Annotated in this window: 17 protein-coding genes and 4 tRNA genes; 6 read left to right on the top strand and 15 right to left on the bottom strand. The window is 60.6% G+C overall.

What is annotated here, in order from left to right:
* Positions 1 to 30 precede the first annotated feature (30 nt).
* Positions 31 to 1,338 carry an NAD(P)/FAD-dependent oxidoreductase gene (locus tag BLU37_RS02935; protein ID WP_090202196.1) on the top strand — a complete coding sequence of 436 codons (1,308 nt, stop codon included), beginning with the start codon at positions 31 to 33 and terminating at the stop codon, positions 1,336 to 1,338.
* A 121-nt stretch (positions 1,339 to 1,459) separates the two neighbouring features.
* On the opposite strand, the gene BLU37_RS02940 is transcribed toward BLU37_RS02935, so the two are convergent.
* The 7 genes from BLU37_RS02940 to rluD all read right to left on the bottom strand — a co-directional run bounded on the left by BLU37_RS02940 (position 1,460) and on the right by rluD (position 6,561).
* Positions 1,460 to 1,536 (bottom strand) — tRNA-Pro (locus BLU37_RS02940).
* 93 nt (positions 1,537 to 1,629) lie between these two features.
* Positions 1,630 to 1,705: transfer RNA gene (locus tag BLU37_RS02945), tRNA-Lys, on the bottom strand.
* A 5-nt stretch (positions 1,706 to 1,710) separates the two neighbouring features.
* Positions 1,711 to 1,787 (bottom strand) — tRNA-Pro (locus BLU37_RS02950).
* Positions 1,788 to 1,796: 9 nt separating this feature from the next.
* Positions 1,797 to 1,872, bottom strand: a tRNA-Asn gene (locus tag BLU37_RS02955).
* A gap of 310 nt (positions 1,873 to 2,182) precedes the next feature.
* Positions 2,183 to 4,747 (bottom strand): ATP-dependent chaperone ClpB, encoded by a 2,565-nt coding sequence (gene clpB, locus BLU37_RS02960; RefSeq protein WP_090202197.1) that lies wholly within the window; start codon positions 4,745 to 4,747, stop codon positions 2,183 to 2,185.
* Positions 4,748 to 4,876: 129 nt separating this feature from the next.
* Positions 4,877 to 5,602 carry a peptidoglycan editing factor PgeF gene (gene pgeF, locus BLU37_RS02965; protein ID WP_090202198.1) on the bottom strand — a complete coding sequence of 242 codons (726 nt, stop codon included), beginning with the start codon at positions 5,600 to 5,602 and terminating at the stop codon, positions 4,877 to 4,879.
* The gene (gene rluD / locus BLU37_RS02970) at positions 5,599 to 6,561 is read right to left on the bottom strand and encodes a 23S rRNA pseudouridine(1911/1915/1917) synthase RluD (protein ID WP_019361539.1); all 963 of its coding nucleotides are present in this window, start codon (positions 6,559 to 6,561) and stop codon (positions 5,599 to 5,601) included. Before rluD ends, pgeF begins: the two co-directional genes overlap by 4 nt.
* 150 nt (positions 6,562 to 6,711) lie before the next feature.
* Here rluD and BLU37_RS02975 point away from each other — a divergent pair, with 150 nt between their 5' ends.
* The 4 genes from BLU37_RS02975 (at position 6,712) to BLU37_RS02990 (ending at position 11,025) form a co-directional block, all read left to right on the top strand.
* The gene (locus tag BLU37_RS02975) at positions 6,712 to 7,728 is read left to right on the top strand and encodes an outer membrane protein assembly factor BamD (RefSeq protein ID WP_019361540.1); all 1,017 of its coding nucleotides are present in this window, start codon (positions 6,712 to 6,714) and stop codon (positions 7,726 to 7,728) included.
* Between the two features lie 138 nt (positions 7,729 to 7,866).
* On the top strand, positions 7,867 to 8,100 hold the full coding sequence (locus BLU37_RS02980; protein ID WP_010451843.1) for a PP0621 family protein: 234 nt from the start codon (positions 7,867 to 7,869) through the stop codon (positions 8,098 to 8,100).
* Positions 8,090 to 9,679, top strand: a complete 1,590-nt coding sequence (locus BLU37_RS02985) for a sensor histidine kinase (protein ID WP_090202199.1) — start codon at positions 8,090 to 8,092, stop codon at positions 9,677 to 9,679. The genes BLU37_RS02980 and BLU37_RS02985 overlap by 11 nt, the downstream gene beginning before the upstream one ends.
* Positions 9,680 to 9,681: 2 nt before the next feature.
* Positions 9,682 to 11,025: a sigma-54-dependent transcriptional regulator gene (locus BLU37_RS02990; protein ID WP_090202200.1), complete on the top strand. Its 1,344-nt coding sequence runs from the start codon at positions 9,682 to 9,684 to the stop codon at positions 11,023 to 11,025.
* A gap of 46 nt (positions 11,026 to 11,071) precedes the next feature.
* Here BLU37_RS02990 and thiO read toward each other — a convergent pair whose 3' ends face one another.
* From thiO to BLU37_RS03025, 7 genes are read right to left on the bottom strand one after another with little or no spacing between them, the layout of a single operon-like run.
* Positions 11,072 to 12,175 (bottom strand): glycine oxidase ThiO, encoded by a 1,104-nt coding sequence (gene thiO, locus BLU37_RS02995; RefSeq protein ID WP_090202201.1) that lies wholly within the window; start codon positions 12,173 to 12,175, stop codon positions 11,072 to 11,074.
* Positions 12,176 to 12,226: 51 nt separating this feature from the next.
* Entirely contained in the window at positions 12,227 to 12,625 is a 399-nt protein-coding gene (locus BLU37_RS03000) for a type IV pilin protein (protein ID WP_010451835.1), read from the bottom strand.
* Between the two features lie 12 nt (positions 12,626 to 12,637).
* Positions 12,638 to 15,769 (bottom strand): pilus assembly protein, encoded by a 3,132-nt coding sequence (locus BLU37_RS03005; RefSeq protein ID WP_090202202.1) that lies wholly within the window; start codon positions 15,767 to 15,769, stop codon positions 12,638 to 12,640.
* Positions 15,756 to 16,220: a pilus assembly PilX family protein gene (locus BLU37_RS03010; RefSeq protein ID WP_232000458.1), complete on the bottom strand. Its 465-nt coding sequence runs from the start codon at positions 16,218 to 16,220 to the stop codon at positions 15,756 to 15,758. The genes BLU37_RS03005 and BLU37_RS03010 overlap by 14 nt, the downstream gene beginning before the upstream one ends.
* Positions 16,221 to 16,258: 38 nt before the next feature.
* Complete coding sequence (locus BLU37_RS03015) at positions 16,259 to 16,978, bottom strand: PilW family protein (RefSeq protein ID WP_090202204.1); 720 nt, start codon at positions 16,976 to 16,978, stop codon at positions 16,259 to 16,261.
* A complete protein-coding gene (pilV, locus tag BLU37_RS03020; protein WP_090202205.1) occupies positions 16,975 to 17,445 on the bottom strand; it encodes a type IV pilus modification protein PilV in 471 nt (156 codons plus the stop codon). Before pilV ends, BLU37_RS03015 begins: the two co-directional genes overlap by 4 nt.
* On the bottom strand, positions 17,445 to 17,912 hold the full coding sequence (locus BLU37_RS03025) for a GspH/FimT family pseudopilin (RefSeq protein ID WP_090202206.1): 468 nt from the start codon (positions 17,910 to 17,912) through the stop codon (positions 17,445 to 17,447). Before BLU37_RS03025 ends, pilV begins: the two co-directional genes overlap by 1 nt.
* A 129-nt stretch (positions 17,913 to 18,041) precedes the next feature.
* Here BLU37_RS03025 and BLU37_RS03030 point away from each other — a divergent pair, with 129 nt between their 5' ends.
* Entirely contained in the window at positions 18,042 to 18,581 is a 540-nt protein-coding gene (locus tag BLU37_RS03030) for a GspH/FimT family pseudopilin (protein WP_090202207.1), read from the top strand.
* Here the strand turns inward: BLU37_RS03030 and ispH are convergent.
* Positions 18,558 to 19,505, bottom strand: coding sequence for a 4-hydroxy-3-methylbut-2-enyl diphosphate reductase (gene ispH, locus BLU37_RS03035; protein ID WP_010451823.1), 948 nt, complete (start codon positions 19,503 to 19,505; stop codon positions 18,558 to 18,560). The two genes, BLU37_RS03030 and ispH, sit on opposite strands and share 24 nt — an antisense overlap.
* Positions 19,506 to 19,562: the final 57 nt, after the last annotated feature.

Here is a 19,562-nt window from a genome sequence, read left to right on the forward strand (position 1 = left end):
AGATTTCCTTTAGCCTTGCGAGATATCCCTATGAACCATCGTATCGTGATCGTTGGCGGCGGCGCCGGCGGCCTGGAGTTGGCGACCCGCCTGGGTAAGACTCTGGGTAAACGTGGCAGCGCCAGCATCGTGCTGGTCGACGCGAACCTGACACACATCTGGAAGCCACTGCTGCACGAAGTGGCCGCCGGCTCCCTGAACTCTTCGGAAGACGAACTCAATTATGTCGCCCAGGCGAAATGGAACCACTTCGAGTTCCAGCTGGGCCGCATGAGCGGGCTCGATCGCGCCGGGAAAAAGATCCAGCTGGCCGCGACCTATGATGAACACGGCGTGGAACTGCTGCCGGCACGTGAATTGGGTTATGACACCCTGGTGATCGCTGTCGGTAGCACCACCAACGATTTCGGCACCCAGGGCGCCGCGCAGCACTGCCTGTTCCTCGACACCCGCAAGCAGGCCGAACGCTTTCACCAGCAGTTGCTCAACCACTATCTGCGGGCCCACGCCGGAAACCACGATGCTCCCGAGCAGATGATCAGCGTCGCCATCGTCGGTGCCGGTGCCACCGGCGTGGAGCTGGCCGCCGAACTGCACAACGCGGCCCATGAACTGGCAGCCTATGGCCTGGACCGGATCAAACCGGAAAACATGCACATCACCCTGATCGAAGCCGGTCCACGGGTGTTGCCGGCCTTGCCGGAGCGGATCAGCGGACCTGTGCATAAAACCCTGGAAAAGCTCGGGGTGCGGGTCATGACCAACGCCTCGGTCAGCGAAGTGACCGCCGAAAGCCTGGTCACCGCGGATGGCCAGGTCATTCCGGCGAGCCTCAAGGTCTGGGCTGCCGGTATTCGCGCGCCCGGCTTCCTCAAGGACATCGACGGCCTGGAGAGCAACCGGATCAACCAACTCCAGGTGTTGCCGACCCTGCAGACCACCCGCGACGAAAACATCTTCGCCTTTGGCGACTGCGCGGCCTGCCCACAGCCGGGTACCGACCGCAACGTGCCACCCCGGGCACAAGCGGCCCATCAGCAGGCATCGCTGCTGGCCAAGTCACTGAAACAACGGGTTGAAGGCAAGACTCAGGCCCTGCCGGAGTATCGCTACACCGACTACGGCTCGCTGATTTCGCTGTCGCGTTTCTCGGCCGTCGGCAACCTGATGGGCAACCTGACCGGCAGCGTGATGCTTGAGGGTTGGCTGGCGCGGATGTTCTACGTGTCGCTGTATCGCATGCACCAGATGGCGCTGTATGGCACATTCCGCACGCTGATGCTGATGCTGGGAAGCCGGATCGGGCGCGGGACCGATCCGCGGTTGAAACTGCACTGATCGATCAGCAGGTCGACGAGGCAGCCCTGGCGGCTGCCTCACTGGCAAGGGTCTCTTATTCGGCAACAGCGCTGAAAAACAGGCAAAAAAAAGCACCCTTTCGGGTGCTTTTTTCTGAATATGGTCGGGGTAAGGGGATTCGAACTCCTGACATCCTGCTCCCAAAGCAGGCGCGCTACCGGACTGCGCTATACCCCGGTAAAAAAAAGGCACCCTCAAGAGGCGCCTTCTTCGATCAGCGCTTTTGGCCTCTGATCTTAAGATTCGATTCCAGCGAACTGGTCTCAAAAATGGTGGGTCGTGTGGGATTCGAACCTACGACCAATTGGTTAAAAGCCAACTGCTCTACCAACTGAGCTAACGACCCAAAAATGGTCGGGGTAAGGGGATTCGAACTCCTGACATCCTGCTCCCAAAGCAGGCGCGCTACCGGACTGCGCTATACCCCGATTTGAAATTGGCTCCGTGACCAGGACTCGAACCTGGGACCCAATGATTAACAGTCATTTGCTCTACCGACTGAGCTATCACGGAACAACATATTTCAAGTTACAACGTTAACGCTTCAATTCCATCGCTGGCCTTGACTCTTCGCCGCTCTCGCATCGCTGCGTTTGCGTCTCTGAGGCGCGTCATTCTACAACCTTTTCATCATCTGTCAACCCTTAAATTGCTTTCAAGACACTGAATTTGCAATCTTTTTTCTGGGATTCCCTTTGAGGGGAAGATCAGGGGTGACCGTGTTGCGGGGCGCACTTTACAAGCCTTTTTCACTGAATTCAACATCTTGCCGAAAAAAAGGGCCTTGCGGCGCAAGGCCCTTTCACGTCAGTGCCGCAACGCCTCAGGCAAAGACGATCTCGTCGTTCTCCACCCGGCCTGTAATGCTGGTCCCCGGCACAAAGCGTCCCGACAGGATCAACTGGGCCAGCGGGTTCTCGATCCAGCGCTGGATCGCCCGTTTCAGCGGCCGCGCACCATAGACCGGGTCGTAACCCACGGCGATGAGCTTGTCCAACGCCTCGTCACTCAGGGCCAGGCTCAGCTCGCGCTCGGCCAGGCGACCGCGCAGGCGGCCCAACTGGATTTCGGTGATGCCGGCAATCTGATCACGGGCCAGCGGCTCGAAGATCACCACCTCATCGACCCGGTTGATGAACTCCGGCCGGAAGTGGCTGCCCAGTGCATCCATGACCGCTGCCCGCTGGGCTTCACGGTCACCGGCCAGTTCCTGGATCTGCACCGAGCCAAGGTTGGAGGTCATCACCACCACGGTGTTGCGGAAATCCACGGTACGGCCATGGCTATCCGTCAGACGGCCATCCTCCAGCACCTGCAGCAGGATGTTGAACACATCCGGATGCGCCTTCTCCACTTCATCCAGCAGGATCACCGAATACGGTTTGCGACGCACGGCCTCGGTCAGATAACCGCCCTCTTCATAGCCGACATACCCCGGAGGCGCACCGATCAGGCGAGCCACGGAGTGCTTCTCCATGAACTCGGACATGTCGACTCGGACCATCGCCTCTTCGGTGTCGAACAGGAACTCGGCCAGGGCCTTGCACAGCTCGGTCTTACCGACCCCGGTCGGGCCGAGGAACATGAACGAACCGCTCGGCCGATTCGGATCGGACAAGCCGGCACGGGAACGTCGCACCGCATTGGCCACCGCAACCACGGCTTCGCTCTGGCCGATAACGCGCTGGTGCAGCAGGCTTTCCATCTTCAGCAGTTTTTCCCGCTCGCCCTCGAGCATTTTCGACACAGGAATGCCGGTCCACTTCGACACCACCTCGGCAATTTCTTCCTCGGTGACCTTGCTGCGCAACAACTGGTTCTCGCTGTGGCCATGCTGGTCGACCATCTGCAGACTGCGCTCCAGGTCCGGAATCACGCCGTACTGCAGCTCAGCCATGCGATTGAGGTCGCCCTTGCGGCGTGCAGCCTCCAGTTCCTGGCGCGACTGTTCGATTTTCTGCTGGATCTGCGCCGAGCCCTGCACTTCGGCCTTTTCCGAAGCCCAGATCTCTTCCAGGTCGGAGTACTCACGCTCCAGCCGGGCGATGTCTTCCTGAAGCTTGTCCAGGCGCTTGATCGCCGCCTCGTCGTCCTCTTTCTTCAGTGCCTGGGCTTCGACCTTGAGCTGAATCAGGCGCCGTTCCAGACGATCGAGCACTTCAGGCTTGGAGTCGATCTCCATGCGGATGCGGCTGGCGGCCTCGTCGATCAGGTCGATGGCCTTGTCCGGCAACTGGCGGTCAGTGATATAGCGATGGCTGAGCTTGGCAGCGGCAATGATTGCCCCATCGGTGATCGCCACCTTGTGATGCACTTCATAACGCTCTTTCAGGCCGCGCAGGATAGCGATGGTGTCTTCCTCGCTCGGCTCATCCACCAGCACCTTCTGGAAGCGCCGTTCGAGCGCCGCATCCTTCTCTATATATTGACGGTACTCGTTGAGGGTGGTCGCACCGACGCAATGCAACTCGCCACGCGCCAGTGCCGGCTTGAGCATATTGCCCGCATCCATCGAGCCCTCGCCCTTGCCGGCGCCGACCATGGTGTGCAGTTCGTCGATGAACAGGATGATCTGCCCTTCCTGCTTCGACAGCTCATTGAGCAAGGCCTTGAGCCGCTCCTCGAACTCGCCGCGGTACTTGGCGCCAGCAATCAGCGCGCCCATGTCCAGCGACAACAGGCGCTTGCCCTTGAGGCCATCGGGCACTTCGCCGTTGATGATGCGCTGGGCCAGGCCCTCGGCAATGGCGGTCTTGCCCACGCCGGGCTCGCCGATCAGCACCGGGTTGTTCTTGGTCCGCCGCTGCAGCACCTGAATCGTACGACGGATCTCGTCGTCGCGACCGATCACCGGGTCGAGCTTGCCGTCCTCGGCGCGCTTGGTCAGGTCGACGGTGTATTTGTCCAGGGCCTGGCGCGATTCCTCGACGTTGGCGTCATTGACCGCCGCGCCGCCGCGCAGGTTATTGATCGCGTTCTCCAGGGCCTTCTTGCTCACCCCCTGGCCGAGCAGCAGCTTGCCCAGCTTGCTGTTCTCGTCCATGGCGGCGAGCAGCACCAGTTCGCTGGAGATGAATTGGTCACCCTTCTGCTGGGCCAGGCGATCGGCCTGGTTCAACAGGCGTGCCATATCCTGCGACATGTTCACGTCGCCGGTGGGATTCTGGATTTTCGGCAGTTTGTCGAGTTCCTTGCTCAACTCCTTGCGCAGGCTGTTGACCTCGAAGCCTACCTGCATGAGCAGGGGTTTGATCGAACCACCCTGCTGCTCCAGCAACGCCTGTAGCAAGTGGGCGGGTTCGATGGCCGGATGATCAAGGCCAACGGCCAGGGATTGGGCATCGGACAAGGCCAACTGCAATTTGCTGGTTAATCGGTCTATACGCATTAGTCACCTTCCTTTTGAGCAGGCCGGAGCGATGAACACACCTGAATAGAGAAGCCTGCCAGATGCTCCTATAGATACGGGCGATTCCGGGAGTTTCAAGCGCCGAAGATTGACACAGGTCAGGAGAGTCTAGTCTTCAAGCCAGACGAGGGAGGCAAAACGACCGGTGCGTGGACTGCGCCGGTAGGAATAGAAGCGCGGATCGGAGACGGTACACAAGCCGCCACCGTACACAGCAGTGACACCCCGTGCCGTCAGGCGCAGGCGCGCCAGGGTATAGATGTCGGCCATGAAGCGGCCAGCGTTGTGACTGGGTACGAAGGCCTCGGTGGTTTGCGGATGAGTGGCGATGAATGCCTCACGCACTTCCGCCCCCACTTCGAACGCCTGGGGGCCAATAGCCGGGCCCAGCCAGACCAGAATGTCCGAAGGCGCCACGTCGAGGCTATCGACGGTCGCCTCCAGCACACCCGCCGCCAAGCCGCGCCAGCCGGCATGAGCGGCAGCCACGCGAGTCCCGGCGCGGTCACAGAACAAGGCCGGCAGACAATCGGCGGTCATCGCCGTGCAGGCCACGCCCGGTGTCATCGTCCAACTGCCATCGGCCTCGACGGTCAGGTCTGGATCGGCCTCGACCACCACCACCCCATGCACCTGGCGCAACCAGGCCGGCCGAATGGAGAAAGCGCTATCGAGGCGTCGACGGTTTTCGGCAACGGCGGCCGGATCGTCCTCGACATGATCGCCCAGGTTCAGGCTGTCGAACGGTGCCTGGCTGATACCGCCCGAGCGAGTGGTGACGCACGCCCTGACCCGCGCCGGCGCAGGCCAGTCCGGAATCAGGAAGTCGTTCACCCGATGAATGCCTCGCGATCCTGCTTGAGCAGCGACAGCAACCAGACGAAATCGTCCGGCAGTGGCGACTCCCAGCTCATACGCTCGCCGCTGGTCGGATGGTCCAGTTCCAGGAAACGGGCATGCAGGGCCTGACGCGGAAAGTTTTTCAGCGACTCGACCATGGTTACGCTGGCAGCAGGCGGGATACGGAAACGCCCACCGTAGGCCGGGTCGCCGACCAACGGGAAGTTGATGTGCGACATGTGCACGCGGATCTGGTGGGTCCGGCCGGTTTCCAGCTTCACCCGGACATGAGTGTGGGAACGGAAACGCTCAAGCACCCGATAATGGCTGACGGCTGGCTTGCCGCCCTCCATCACCGCCATGCGCTGGCGCTGCTGGCCGTGCCGGCCGATCGGGGCGTTGATCTTGCCGCCGGCGGTGACCACGCCAATCACGATGCATTCATAGATGCGGCTGACGGTACGGCTCTGCAACTGCGCCACCAACTGCGTCTGCGCCTGGATGGTCTTGGCCACCACCATCAGACCGGTGGTGTCCTTGTCCAGCCGGTGCACGATACCGGCGCGGGGCACATTGATGATATCCGGCACATGATGCAGCAAGGCATTGAGCAAAGTGCCATCAGCATGCCCTGCCGCCGGGTGCACCACCAGGCCTGCGGGTTTGTTGATGACCAGGATATCGTCGTCTTCATAGACGATATCCAGCTCGATGTCCTGGGCCACCCACTCGCCCTGGGCTTCCTGCTCGGCGGTCAGTTCGAGAACGGCGCCGCCATGGACGATATCGCGCGGGCGAATCACCGCGCCATCCACGGTCAGGCGGCCGTCCTTGATCCAGGTGGAAAGGCGCGAGCGCGAGTGCTCGGTAAACAGTTGGGCGGCGACTTGATCGAGGCGTTGACCACCCAGTTCGGACGGTACCTCTGCGCGAAGTTCAATTTTATCGGACATGCTCGGACTGGGCGTCGGCACAGCCTTTGGTTTCGGCTGCGCGCTTGTGGTTAAATACGGCGTCTTTTGCCCCGAGGCTTTCAACGGGGCATTCATCATAACAGGACGGCACCGCCCAAGACAGCGGCCGTCATAGGGACGCAAGCCGCCATGCAAGTGAAACACCTGCTGCTGATCGCCATCCTCGCACTGACTGCTGCTTGCTCATCGAAGGAAGTCGTCGACGAAAACCTGAGCGAAGTCGAGCTGTACCAGCAGGCACAGGCCGATCTGGACAATAACAGCTATACCAGCGCCACCGCCAAGCTCAAGGCCCTGGAGTCGCGTTATCCGTTCGGGCGCTATGCCGACCAGGCTCAGCTCGAGCTGATCTACGCCAACTACAAGAACTCCGAGCCGGAAGCCGCCAAGTCTGCCGCAGAGCGATTTATCCGCCTGCATCCGCAGCACCCGAACGTGGATTACGCCTACTACCTCAAGGGCCTGACCTCGTTCGACCAGGACGTCGGCCTGCTGGCGCGCTTCCTGCCCCTGGACATGACCAAGCGTGATCCGGGCGCTGCCCGCGACTCCTACAACGAGTTCGCCCAGCTCACCAGCCGCTACCCCAACAGCCGCTACGCGCCGGACGCCAAGCAGCGCATGATCTACCTGCGCAACCTGCTGGCCGCCTACGAAATCCACGTGGCCGACTACTACCTGACCCGTCAGGCCTACGTTGCTGCCGCCAACCGTGGTCGTTATGTGGTGGAAAACTTCCAGGAAACCCCTTCGGTCGGCGACGGCCTGGCGGTGATGGTCGAGTCTTACCAGCGCCTGCACCTGGACGAACTGGCCGCCACCAGCCTGGAAGTGTTGAAAGCCAACTACCCGAACAATCCGAGCCTGGTTGATGGCCAGTTCGTGCCACGCGTCGCCGAAGCGGACAACCGCTCCTGGATGAGCAAGGTCACTCTCGGCCTGATCGAGTCGCGTCCTCCGCTGCCGCCGGGAGAAACCCGCGCCAACCAGGACGTGATGAAACAGTTCCAGGACGCCAAGGACGCCATCCCGGCCGACCTGAAACCGGTCGAGGGCGATGCTGCCCAGGAAGAACAGCATGAAGCCCAGGGCAACAACAGCAATCGCTCGTGGTTCAGCTACATGACCTTCGGTCTGTTCGACTGAGTCATTATTGCGCTTGAGAAAAAAGAGCCTCTCGTCGAGGCTCTTTTTTTGCCTTTTAGCCAGCACACCGCGATTGCACTGGGCTCGCGTCATGAGCTTGGCTAAACTGCCGGATCATTCGCCGAAAAGCTGGTTGCCATGGTTCGTTTACTGTTCTGGATCGCTCTGATCGCTGCTGCCGTCTGGTTCTGGCGCAAATTCAAACGGGCCCAAACCGGCAGCCGTCCCACAGACGAGCCCAATGCCGCCCCCATGGTGCGCTGCGCCCATTGCGGCGTACATCTGCCCCGCGACCGCGCCCTGAGCCAGCAACAACAGTGGTATTGCAGCCAGGCGCATCTCGAACAAGGTCCGGGCACACGTGACCGCTGAGACCTTCAGTCTCGGCGGTGCCCAGGCGCAACGCCTGCTGCGGCTCTATAACCTCTATCGTTTGAGCATCGGCATCACCCTGGTCCTGCTGATCTCCAGCAAGATGGACGACAAGCTGCTGGAACTGACCGATGGCGAACTGTTTCGCACCGGCAGTTGGATCTACCTGATCCTCAATATCCTGGTGGTGGTGCTGCTGGAAAACCCCAAGCGCCAGGCACAGGTCTTCGGCCTCGCGCTGGCCGATGCGGTGATGCTCTCGGGGCTGTTCTACGCGGCGGGAGGCACCCCAAGCGGTCTCGGCAACCTGTTGATCGCTTCGGTCGCCATCAGCAATGTGTTGCTGCGTGGGCGCATGGGTCTGCTGATCGCGGCGATTTCAGCCATCGGCATCATCTACCTGACCTTTTACCTGAGCTTCAGTCGTCCGGCGGCCGCCAACTATTATGTGCAGGCCGGGCTGCTCGGCGTGCTGTGCTTCGCCGCCTCGTTCCTGGTCCAGGGCCTGACACGCCTGCTGGACGTGAGCGAAACCCTCGCCGAACAGCGCGCCAGCGACGTGACCAAGCTTGAAGAGCTCAATGCGCTGATCCTGCAACGCATGCACACCGGCATCCTGGTGCTCGACGCTGAATATCGCGTGCAACTGGCCAACCAGAGCGTCCTGACGCTGCTCGGCCAGGAACATCTGCATGGACGCCTGATCGAAACTTACTCACCGCAGCTGATCGCCGGCCTGCAACTGTGGCAAAGCAACCCGACCTTGCGCCCACAAAGCCTGAAGGTCGTCGGCAGCAGCACGGTCCTGCAACCCAGCTTCATTGCCCTGCAGCGGGGCGAGCAGCAAGAGACGCTGATTTTCCTCGAGGACCAGTCGAAAATCACCCAGCAGGCCCAACAGCTCAAGCTTGTTGCCCTGGGCCGGCTGACCGCCGGGATCGCCCACGAAATCCGCAACCCACTGGGCGCCATCAGCCATGCCGCCCAGTTGCTGCAGGAGTCGGAAGAGCTGCACGGTCCCGACCGTCGCCTCACACAAATCATCCAGGACCAATCCAAGCGCATGAATCTGGTGATCGAGAACGTGCTGCAGCTGTCGCGACGACGCCAGGCCGAACTGCAATTGCTCGACCTGAGTCCCTGGCTGCAAGCCTTTGTAAGGGATTGGCGCGAAAGAGCCCGCCCCAACCAGCAATTGCACCTGAGAATCGAGAACGACTGGCTGAAAACCCACGCCGATCCACAGCAACTGACCCAGGTGCTGAACAACCTGCTGGAAAACGGCCTGCGCTACAGCGCCCAGTTGCATGAGCAGGCCGAAGTCTGGCTGACCTTGTCGCGGGATCAGAAGAATGACCTGCCCACCCTCGAAGTCCTCGACAACGGCCCGGGCGTCGCCCCGGAACAACTGCAACACCTGTTCGAACCGTTCTTCACCACCGAAAGCCAGGGCACGGGCCTGGGCCTGTACCTGTCCCGCGAGTTGTGCGAAAGCAATCGGGCCCGCCTAGACTATTCAAGACGCCAAGGCGGCAGTTGCTTTCGCATCACCTTCGCTCACGTACATAAACAGAGTTGAACATGAGCCCACGGCAAAAGATCCTGATCGTCGATGATGAGCCGGATATCCGCGAACTCCTGGAAATCACCCTGGGCCGGATGAAACTCGAGACCCAGAGCGCCCGCAATGTCGGCGAAGCACGAGAAAAACTGGCCCGCGACAGCTTCGACCTGTGCCTGACGGATATGCGCCTGCCGGATGGCACCGGCCTGGAACTGGTGCAACACATCCAGCAGCGTCATCCCCAGGTGCCGGTGGCAATGATCACTGCCTACGGCAGCCTCGATACCGCCATCAATGCACTCAAGTCCGGCGCCTTCGACTTTCTCACCAAACCGGTGGACTTGCCCCGCCTGCGCGAACTGGTCAGCAGCGCCTTGCGGCTGCCCATGGCCGGGCAGAAACCGACCACCATCGATACCCGGTTGCTCGGCGACTCGCTACCGATGCGAGCCTTGCGCAAACAGATCGATAAGCTGGCTCGCAGCCAGGCACCGGTCTATATCAGTGGCGAATCGGGCAGTGGCAAGGAACTGGTGGCCCGCCTGATCCACGAGCAGGGTCCCCGCGCCGAACGGCCGTTCGTGCCGGTCAACTGCGGAGCGATTCCGTCGGAACTGATGGAAAGCGAATTTTTCGGCCACCGCAAAGGCAGCTTCAGCGGTGCCGTCGAGGACAAGCCCGGACTGTTCCAGGCGGCCAACGGTGGCACGCTGTTCCTCGACGAAGTGGCCGATCTGCCACTGGCGATGCAGGTCAAACTGCTGCGGGCGATCCAGGAAAAGGCCGTACGCAGCATTGGCGGGCAGCAGGAAGAAGTGGTGGATGTGCGCATCCTCTGTGCCACCCACAAGGACCTGAACGCCGAAGTCAGCGCCGAACGGTTTCGCCAGGACCTCTATTACCGGCTGAATGTCATCGAGCTGCGTGTCCCGCCCTTACGCGAGCGCCGCGACGATATCGAGCCACTGGCGAGCAATGTGCTCAAGCGCCTGGCCTCGGGCAGTGGATTGCCTGCCGCCAGGCTGCACCCACAGGCACTGGATACGCTCAAGAACTATCGTTTTCCCGGCAATGTGCGAGAGCTGGAGAACATGCTTGAGCGGGCCTATACCTTGTGCGAAAACGACCAGATCGAAGCCTGCGACCTGCGCCTGGCCGAAGCCTCGGGTAATACGGCCGAGGCCGGTGAGCCGAGCCTGGCGCAGATCGACAACCTTGAGGACTACCTGGAGAGCGTCGAACGCAAGCTGATCCTCCAGGCCCTGGAGGAAACCCGCTGGAACCGCACGGCGGCGGCGCAGCGATTGAGCCTGTCGTTTCGCTCGATGCGTTATCGCCTGAAGAAACTGGGGCTGGACTGAGTTTACCCAGTCCACCTTGCTTGTGACCTCGCGCGCTGCCCGGCTCCTACAGGACGCGTCCGGCAGGCGCATAAGGTGCCGGATCGATGATCGGCTCGCGCCCCAGCAGCAGGTCGGCAAACAGTTGGCAGGACGCCGGCGCCAACACCAGGCCATTGCGATAGTGACCGCAGTTGAGCCAGAGCCCGTCGAACCCGGGCACCTGACCGATAAAGGGTATCCCCTCCGGCGAGCCTGGCCGCAGCCCCGCCCAGTGGGCAACGGGCTCGACTCCGGCCAGCGCCGGGATCAGTTCCACCGCCGAGGCCTTGAGGCTGTCCAGCGCCGGAACAGTCGGCGTCTTGTCGAAACCTTCATGCTCCAGGGTGCTGCCGATCAGAATGTGCCCATCCCGCCGAGGAATCGCATAACGGCCCTTGGCGAGGATCATGCTTGGCAAAAAATCCGCCGCACATTTGTAGAGGATCATCTGCCCCTTGACCGGCTCGACCGGCAACTCCAGCCCCAGGGTTTTCAACAGTTCGCCGCTCCAGGCGCCAGCGGCCAGCACCACCTGATCGGCCTGAACCTCCCCTGACGAAGTCCGCACGCCAACCACCTTCGAGCCCTCGCGAACAAAACCGGCGACGTCGCACTGTTCCTGGATCGTGACATTGGGTAACGCCTGCAAGGCGGCCTTGAGCGACTTCACCAGCCGCGGGTTGCGCACGTTGGCGACACCAGCCATATGGATCGCGCGCGAGTAACCATCGCCCATGACCGGCACCGCGTCGCGAACCGCCGAGATATCCACGCGACGCAAGGGACGTTGCTCACGTTCGGCCCAGGCCAGCGCCTCGGCCTCGTCATCGAGGTCCAGCCAATAGAGGCCGGTAACATGAACTTCTGGGTCAACACCAGTGCTGGCGAACAGCCGCTCGCCCAACTGTGGATAAAAATCCTGCGACCAGTGGGCCAGAGCCGTGACGGCTGCGCTGTAGCGCCACGGGTACAGCGGCGAAACGATACCGCCGCCGGCCCAGGAAGACTCCTGGCCCAGGCCTGCGCGATCGAGCAGGACCACTCGCTCGACATTCGCTGCCAGATTGAACGCGGTCAATAGACCGATCACCCCGCCACCCACGATTACCACTTGTTGCTGCGTGCTCATCTCTTGATCCAAACCTGTAGGGAGTGCGCTCAGCCGCCCCCGGAAAAACCATCAGCGCCCCCAACAGTCCTTTGTCGTTACACCTGAGCTGGCGCCCGGGTTGCTACGTGCACCCGTCTGGGTAATCGTGAAGCCGCCACATTTGTCACCCACCATCATCGAGCCCGCTGTCGCCGTAGCCGCCAGGGTGAAGTCCTGGGCATTCAGGGTCGGGGTAATGGTGTAATAACCGTTCCCGCCGACGACGCTGGCATTCGTGTAAAAACCATTCCTCGAGTAGTAACGCTCAAGATTCTGCGCCTGCTCCGAAAGCAGCACGGCAATCTCCGTGCGATGGGTACGTTTCACATACTCGATATAACTGGGGTAGGCCACCGCCGCAAGGATACCGACAATAGCCACGACAATCATGAGTTCGATCAAGGTAAAGCCTTTGGCTACCTGCTGCATACGCTGCCTTCCCTATTGAATTTGCCGCCACATGATCCGTCGGCTGCCGCCGCCGCCCTTTTCCGCCATGGAGGTGGTACCGCCGCTGGAGTCACTGAAGATTTTAGTCTGGGCCGTATTGCCGCCCATGATCCCGGTCAGATTCGGGATAGCCGAAAAGTTGAAGCCACTCGAACGCTGGTCAGTGCTATCGACAACACCGTCGCCATTGGTATCGAGCACCGCGTAGCTGAGCATTTTCCCGGTGAACGCATCCAGCTCCACCACCCGACCGGTACCGAAGCTGGCGCAGGGATCGGTGGTATCGACAGCCGCAGTGGTGAAGACGATCCGTCCCAGGGTCGTGCGCGCCGGATAAATCACGCGCTCGCCCGTGGCAACATTGTTGTAGATCAACGGCAGGTACCAGCCGCTCTGTGCCGGGTAAGTCACCGGGTTTTCGCTGGTGGTGATGTATTGGGTGCCATTGGACGTAAACACGCCGGTAATCGATTGGGCCACCAGGTTGCTGACGGTAATCCTGCCAGCCCCGCCATCGGCATCCCAGACCGCATAAAAAGCCTGCTGGTCCTTGCTCAACTTATCCGACGTCTCATTGAATTTACCCGTACCGAAAAACACCATTTTGCCGTTGATCGGATGATCGACCAGCAACGGTTGCGCGGTGATGGGCTGGGTGGCGCCCCCTGGCGCGGTAAACAGCGGCGAACCCGCAAAGGCCAAGCCCCAGCTATTGATCGTGGTGGAACTCAGATCGAACTTCCACATCCGCCCCTTGAGGTCGCCACCATAGGCCGCCTGGACCACGTTCTGGGCATTCACCTTCAGTTTGACCGAGGACAGGCCGTTGGTGGTTTCGGTACTGTCGACCACGATTTTTTTGATCAGCGAACCGTCGCGGATATCGACGATGTACAGCGCCGCGACGCCGGAGTTGCTGCCATACCCATTGGCGATGAACGCCGCCCAACGGCCATCGGGCAAGCGGGCGACCTCTGGTTTGGCGTAGGCGTAGCCGATATCGTTCAGCGGATTGCTGGTATCCGGAGTGTCGGGAGCACGCAGCTCCCACAACGCGTTGTAGACATTCCCCACCGTGGCATCGAACAACTGGACGGCAAAGAATGCCTTGCCTCCCGCGCCCACCCCGCCAAGTGCCACGGTCTTCCAGGCGCTGTTGTTGAATTGCGCATCGAATATCCCGACCTGGCCGTCATTGAGGAATTTGTGGCTGGTACCGTTGATGTAGGCCGGGTCGGCAATGAAATGCAGCGAAGGCAGGACACTGCTGGGCATATAGGCATAGACCCGGGCACCGGTGTTCGAATTGATCACACTCATGAAACCGTCATTGCCATTGACCACCAGATTGCTGTTCATCCCGCTGGCCTTGGTAGTCAGGTAGGTACTGTAGCTGCTATCGCCAACCAGATCGGCTGCGGTCTGGTCGGTGGGCGAAGCCACTGCCAACGGCGAGTTGATGATATCGCCGAGTAACACCGTACGCGTTTTCAACCCGGTTTTATTGGTGCCCTTGCTCCATTCCACCAAGTCGTTTCCGACAATCCCGCTGGGCAGGTTCAGGTTGAGCGCCGTTCGTTGTGTCGTGGAAAAATTGTTGAACGCCAGGGCAACCACCACATTGCTCGTGGTGTTCCACGATTGATACAGGGGCGCAGTGGAACTGGTCCTGATGGTGGTGTCGGTGTTCCAGCTCACCAAATTGGTATTGACCGTGCCATTGGTATTGAAACCGTAGGATTTGATCGTCCCGCGCCAATCCAGAGGGTCGTATCCGGTCTGGAAATAACTGGCGCTCGTGGTGGCGGTACCTGAAATGGCTGAACCGCCACCGCCGGAGCCAGCCTTGGAGGTAATGTCGCTGAAAGCGGCGGACAGCGCCGTATTCAACCCGGCGCTGTCGATCGCCTGGTAATACTTGCCCTGACCATAGGCAGCGGCATCGGAGAGCATCTGGTTGGCCGCCGTGAACCCTACCGTGTAGGTGCCCATGTTCTGTTTCGGAAAATCGGCGCTGTCCCAACTCTTACCCGCCGCGTCGGTTCCGGATGAGCGCATGTCGATGTCATAGGCAAACTTGGCGATATCGTCGAGGTACAGACTATCGCCCTCGTTGTCCCCGCCCGTCGGGTTGTTCCCGTCGTTGTTTTTCCCGTCCCAGTTGGGCAGTTTGTTTGTCCCCTGGGCCAGGGGATCATTCGATGGAAAGGTTCGATCGTAGGTCGGCAAACCGTCGGTGATCACCACGCCATAGTTCTTCTGGCATCGGTACTGGATGGGACTGGTGTAAGTACTCGGAGAGGAATTGTAATAAGGCGCCATGCCACGAAAGTAGCGGGTGATCTCGTAGTAGGTTTCCGCCAACGGCGTGTTGGCAATCGCACTCAAACCATTGATGGAGGTAATCAGCGCGTTGTAATTGGTATTCGCCTGGGTCTGGGTCACAGAGCCGCTGACGGGTGACAGGTCAGCCACCGAGCGCACAATATAACCGCCAGGACCAGGATCGCTGAAGGTCGGCGAATTAAACGTCGCCAGGCCTATGCGCAGCGAGCGGTTTTGCGTCACCAGTGTCTTGGAGACTTCCCGCGCGACATTGATGCGATAGTCATTGGGAACCAGCGTACCCGTGGTGAAATCGGTGTTAGAACCATTGGCTTTCCTCAGCAGGTAGGCCAGGTAGGCCGTCGAATAGCGGGTATTGCCACCGCCGACCGGATCGGGCAGACGCAGGCAGATGGGCGCCTGAAAAAGACCTCTGTAGAAGCCATACCAGTTGCCGCTGAAGGAACAGCCGCCACGATAGAGGTTGCCAACGAAGATATTGGTATCGTCGGCATCCAGCGTTTGCGCACCGAGGCACAGGAAGTCCGAGTTGCAGTTCGCTACCGCCCCCCAGTTCGCATTGGGATCGAAGTCGGCCGCCCAGATAATGCTGTTCATACTGCCGGAGTTGTCGACCAGCAACATGACGTTGGGAGCAACGGCCGCCGCACTCAGCAAAGGCGCGTCAGCAGGCGTGAAGGCATAGGCCGGGGCGCCAAGGTACAACCCCAGCAGCGCCCCCGCCGCCACCTTCAGGCAACGTCGGGCCCAGCTTTCGCGAGGTCTAGTACTTGGCATAGATACTCTCCAGAACCGTACGCGAATTGCCCGAAATGGCGACTGCGGTGATGCGATACAGGGTCGCGGAGGTATTGCTCGGCAGGTTGACCGCCGTCATGGAAGTTCCGATGTTCTGCACCCCGTAGAACCCGTTGCCCGCCGCGACCCAAATCACCCCTGACGTGGTGTCCGTTTGCGCAGACACCAGGGTCGCGGATTCGGGAGGCGGTGCACAGCGAACAGCACCCACACAGGCCGCCAGCGAGTAATTGCTCTGCTGGACCGCATTCTCCCCCATTCGCAAGGCCGCCTCGGCGGTCTGAAAAGACGTATTGCGCAAGGTCACGCTGCCGGCCATCTTTTCCTGCAATGTTGCACTTTGCATGGAAGAAATGCCGATCAGGGTCAACAGCAGGAGAAATACCAGACTGACCAGCAAGGCCATTCCCCCCTGCCCTGCACTGCTCATTCGTGGTCGGCCTTGCCGTGAGAGATTCATGCACACACCTACTGAAGCCGGTTTCGCAAGGCGGCAACCGCCGTGAATGTCTGATTTTTTACCCGATTGTTCGGATCGGACAGAGTGATGCTCAGGCGTACGCTGCGAATGGTCGCCGGGTTGCTGGGGTTAGTGTTGTAATTGAGCACGGCGGTGTCGGTGGCACTGGCGGCGACACCGAATGTCACGTCGAACGCCGCAACATTATTGACCAATGCTGCACCAGTCCCTGCCCCCGTACCTGCCAACAGGAATAACTGGTTGCCGGAATAGGTGTAGGTCAGCTTGCGAATGGGAAACGCCTGCTGTCCACTAGGGGCCGCCACCGCTCCGGTATAGGCTGTGGCAGTGGTGCGGCAGTCGGACGTGATGGTCCAGGTGGGAACGCCGCCACCGGCTCCGATATCGGCCGTCACCAGGACCAGCGACTTGTTGGTGTTGTTCCAGGAGATCGGGGTATTGGCGTTCGCGGCGAAGGTGGCAGGATTGCTCCCGTCAATGATCGCCGTAGTCGTGAGGCAGCCGAACATCCCCACCATGCGTATTTCCTGAATCATCTTGCTCAGGATGAATCGCGCATCCTCCTGCATTCCCGCCGCCGCATTCTGGCTGGCGTAGGTGTTTTTGGCAGCAATGAATATCTGGGCAATCCCCGCGACGATCACCAGGCCGAGGACGAGAGCGATCATCAACTCGATCAGGCCGAAGCCCCGGGACAACTTTCTCATGGCGTCACCACGGGGTCGGTCCCCACCCGGCTGGTCAATACGAAGGTGCGGGTCGGTGCATTCGCCGTCGTCGCGTCGTCGGCTCGCTTATCACCCCAACCAATGGTGATCGTCACCACACGATTGTTGACTGCAATGCTGCCGCTGCCATCCGTCGCAGCAAACGTGGTGATATTGTTCTTGAAGTCGTAGAGATCGGCATCCCGTGCCGCAGTGGAGCCGGCCGTCGCCGTTATCCCCTGCAAGTTGCTGACCGCATAGTTCGCGTCCGGATTGGCCCGGATACGGTCAAGCATGTCGTAGGCAATGAAACTGGCCTGACTGGTCATCAATGAACTGTCGGTGTATTTCAGCGCATTGAGCTGAATGGCCGCCGCCCCCAGCAGGCCCACGGCAAGAATCAGCATCGACACCATGACCTCGATCAGGGTCAGACCGGCCTGTCTCCCTCCGACGATTCGTGGCATCAGCAACTCCCCAGGACAACCCTGCCGTTCAGACAGACATTCACGGTTCGAGTCTCCGCACCCCGGGTATAGACAAAGGTCGCCGCCGCAGACACCCCACCCAGGTTGTTGAAATCCAGACTGCTGACGCCAGCCGTGACGTTCAACGCGGCACCACTGTTCATCGGCGAGATGACCTGATAGTAATTGGTGCGGCCTGCCGCATCGTCGGCCACCGACATCACCACCAGTTGGCTGGTCCAGGCGCTATTGGCCACCTGGGGACGGATACGCGTGCTGATCCCCCGATCGATGGCTTCCAGGCGCGCGTAACTGAGCCCTCGCATCAGATCATTGACCTCGGTATCGGCCTTGGATTTATCGATGCTGCTCTTGAAGGATGGCAACGCGATCGCCGCGAGAATCGCGAAGACCGCGAGGGTGAGCATCAACTCAACCAGCGTAAATCCCTTGTTACCACTGTTCATTACGTCTCCCTCCTGTCCCTCGACTATAACTGGCTCTACAACCTGGAACAGTCATCGCCGGGACGTACGGTTGTTTTCTAGGGATCAACGTGAAGTTTGTCGCCGGCCTTCTCCAAGGAGGGAGAATCCATGTATCAACGAGGCTTGAGCCTGGTAGAGCTGCTGCTCGTACTGGTGGTGGTCGCCATATTGGCAAGATTGGCGGGGCCGTCATTCGGCGAGCTGATCGCTTCCCAGCGCCGCCAACTGTCCGCCGAGCAGTTGGCTCTAGGTCTGCAAACGGCACGGACCGAAGCGATCCTGCGCAGCCAGGCGGTGGTCATCCACGCGATAAACGATGACTGGAGCCAAGGCTGGCGCATCATCCTGGACCTGAGCGGCCAAGGCCCGGAAGACGACAGCAATCCGATGCTGATCGAACGACAGGACAGCGCTCACGGACCGATTGTCGGCAACCAACATGTAAGAAGTTTCGTACGGTTCTCATCGATCGGCGCCCCGACCAACGATGGCGTAGCCGGGGGAACCCTGCATATCTGCGCTGGGCACAAACCCCTGAGCCAGCACCGTGTGGTGCTCGCCAGGACAGGCAGGATCAGGCTTGAAACAGGCGAGAAGCAAGAGGCGCTATGCGGCGCCTCCGACTCAGGACAGCGTGCGAACGCGTAATTCCTTGGGCATGGAGAAGGTGATGTTCTCTTCACGACCGGCCAGCTCATCGGCACCGGTCGCGCCCCAGGCCTGCAACTGCTGGATCACACCGCGTACCAGCACTTCCGGGGCCGAGGCACCGGCGGTGATGCCGATCCGCTCGACACCCTCGAACCAGCTGCGCTGCATGTCTTCGGCACCGTCGATCAGGTAGGCCGGGGTCGACATGCGCTCGGCCAGCTCACGCAGGCGATTGGAGTTGGAGCTGTTCGGACTGCCGACCACCAGCACCACATCGCACTCGTCAGCCAGTTGCTTGACCGCGTCCTGGCGGTTTTGCGTGGCGTAGCAGATGTCGTCCTTGCGTGGGCCGCCAATCGCCGGGAAGCGCGTGCGCAGGGCATCGATGACCCGGCTGGTATCGTCCATCGACAGGGTGGTCTGCGTCACGAACGCCAGTTTTTCAGGGTTGCGCACCTGCAGCGCAGCAACATCCTTCTCGTCCTCGACCAGATAGATGGCGCCACCGTTACTGGCGTCGTACTGGCCCATGGTGCCTTCCACTTCCGGATGCCCGGCATGACCGATCAGGATGCATTCGCGACCGTCGCGGCTATAGCGCGCCACTTCGATATGCACCTTGGTCACCAGCGGACAGGTCGCATCGAAGACCTTCAGGCCACGCCCGGCCGCCTCGCTGCGCACCGCCTGGGAAACACCGTGGGCACTGAAAATGACGATGACGTCATCCGGCACCTGGTCCAGCTCTTCGACGAAGATGGCGCCACGGGCGCGCAGGTCTTCGACGACGAATTTGTTGTGCACCACTTCGTGACGCACATAGATCGGCGGACCGAAGACCTCCAGGGCCCGGTTGACGATTTCGATCGCCCGGTCCACACCGGCGCAGAAGCCACGGGGGTTGGCGAGTTTGATTTGCATGCTGTGCCTCGTGTCTTGCGCGCAAGGGTTGAATCAGTTTGGCCGCTTATGTTGCCT

The sequence above is a fragment of the Pseudomonas asplenii genome (assembly GCF_900105475.1).
In the GTDB taxonomy this organism is placed as follows: Bacteria; Pseudomonadota; Gammaproteobacteria; order Pseudomonadales; family Pseudomonadaceae; genus Aquipseudomonas; species Aquipseudomonas asplenii.